The sequence below is a fragment of the Streptomyces sp. P5F9 genome (assembly GCF_057961495.1).
The window spans coordinates 1-2159 of the sequence record NZ_JBXVPZ010000818.1 but is presented as its reverse complement, the minus strand read 5'-3'; the positions used below and the strand labels follow the sequence as shown (position 1 = coordinate 2159).

2 protein-coding genes are annotated in these 2159 nt (G+C 70.1%); both read left to right on the top strand.

Features of this window, described 5'->3' with window-relative positions; translation table 11 throughout:
* Positions 1 to 537, top strand: a 537-nt coding sequence (locus AC31A1_RS50485) for an alpha-glucosidase C-terminal domain-containing protein (RefSeq protein WP_489659764.1), incomplete at its 5' end; no start/stop codon positions are given.
* A gap of 140 nt (positions 538 to 677) precedes the next feature.
* Complete coding sequence (locus AC31A1_RS50480) at positions 678 to 2063, top strand: maltokinase N-terminal cap-like domain-containing protein (RefSeq protein ID WP_489659763.1); 1386 nt, start codon at positions 678 to 680, stop codon at positions 2061 to 2063.
* The last annotated feature ends 96 nt before the right edge of the window (positions 2064 to 2159 follow it).

Below are 2159 nucleotides of genomic sequence, written 5' to 3'. Positions count from 1 at the left end.
TCGCCGATCCTCTACTACGGCGACGAGATCGGCATGGGCGACAACATCTGGCTCGGCGACCGCGACGCCGTCCGCACGCCCATGCAGTGGACACCGGATCGCAACGCAGGTTTTTCGTCCTGTGACCCCGGCCGGCTGTCGCTGCCGACCATCATGGACCCCGTCTACGGCTACCAGGTCACCAACGTCGAGGCGTCGATGTCGTCGCCCTCCTCGCTGCTGCACTGGACGCGCCGCATGATCGAGATCCGTAAGCAGAACCTGGCGTTCGGGCTGGGTTCGTACCGGGAGCTGCCGTCGTCCAATCCGGCGGTGATCGCGTTCCTGCGCGAGTACGAGGACGACCTCGTGCTGTGCGTGAACAACTTCTCCCGGTTCGCGCAACCGACGGAACTGGACCTGCGGGCGTTCAATGGGAGGCATCCGGTCGAACTGTTCGGCGGGGTGCGCTTTCCGGCCGTAGGAGAGCTGCCGTACTTGCTGACGCTGGCGGGGCACGGCTTCTACTGGTTCCGGCTCCGCAAGGAAGCCGCCTAGATCGCTGCTGAATCCGTGCTGGATCCGTGCTGGATCCGTGCTGGATCCCGGTGGGGCGGGGCGGTTTCGGTTTCCCCCGCCCCGCCCGGGGCACGCAACAGTGACACCCCGACCACCCCCGGGGAAAGGAACGTGACACCATGGCGGAAACTGTCACACTCTCCGGCCGGACCAGTCCGGGTCCCGGTCCCGGCCTCCTCACGTCACTGGACCCCCTCCTGCGGGAGTGGCTGCCGAGGCAACGGTGGTTCGCGGGCAAAGGCCGTCCCGTCACGGGTTTCTCGCTGGTGGCGGCGACCGAACTCCTCCCGGTGGACGGCACCAAGCCAGGCCTGTACCACCTCCTGGTCCGCGCCCATCAGTCCCCCGCCCCGGGCGACTGCTACCAACTCCTCATAGGTGTGCGCGAGGCGCTGCCACCCCGGCTCGCGCCCGCGCTCATCGGACATGTGGAGGAGGGCCCGCTCACCGGTCACACGGTGTACGAGGCCCTGTACGACCCCCGGCCCGCCGAGGTGCTCCTGGAGGCGCTGCGCACCCAGGCCCGCATCGGCGGGCTGCGCTTCGAACGGGCCCCGGACGCCCCGGAGATCGGCCCCGCCCTGACCCCGCGCCTGATGACGGCCGAGCAGTCCAATTCATCGGTTGTCTACGGCGACACGTACATCCTGAAACTGCTGCGCAGGATCGTGCCCGGCGCCAACCCCGACCTGGAACTCCCGCTGGCCCTGGCGCTGGAGGGCTGCCCGCGGGTACCCGCGCCGACGGCGTGGCTACGGGCGGAGTTCGCCGACGAGCCGTACGTCCTGGGAGTCCTCCAGCCCTTCGTGCAGGGCGCGACGGACGGCTGGGAACTGGCGCTGGGCGAACTGTCCAAGGGCGAGGACTTCGGCGCGGAGGCGAGGTCGCTGGGCAGGGCGACAGCGGAAGTCCACGTGACCCTGGCGCGAGCGCTGCCGACGGTGACATTGGGCCACGCGCAGCTGGAACTGCTGGTGAGCGGCATGACGGAGCGCCTGGACGCGGCGGCGCAGGCGGTCCCGGCGCTCCGCCCGTACGCACCCGGCCTGCACTCGGCGTTCTCGGCACTGGCGGACCTGGCGGCGGAGGGCCACACCTGGACCGCCCAGCGCATCCACGGCGACCTGCACCTGGGCCAGTGCCTGCACTCACCGTCCGGGGAATGGTCCCTGATCGACTTCGAGGGCGAGCCCTCCAGGCCCCTCGCGGAACGCCGCATGCCCCAGCCTCCGGTACGGGACATCGCGGGGATGCTCCGTTCCTTCGACTACGCGGCCCACTCGACGACACCGGCTGCGCCGGGCTGGGCGGACATGTGCCGGGCGGCGTACTGCTCGGGGTACGCGGAGGTGACGGGGGTGGATCCGCGGACGGATCCGGTCCTGCTCCGCGCGTACGAGACCGACAAGGCGATCTACGAAGTCCTCTACGAGGCCCGCCACCGCCCGGACTGGCTCCCGGTCCCCTTGTCAGCGGTACGCCGCCTGGCCAACCCCACGACGTGATCCGTCCCACCTCGACTTCACCCCGCCCGCCTCGAACTCACCCCACTCAGGAGGCTCTACCCGTGACCCCGCGTCCCCCGTCCAACGGTTCGGATC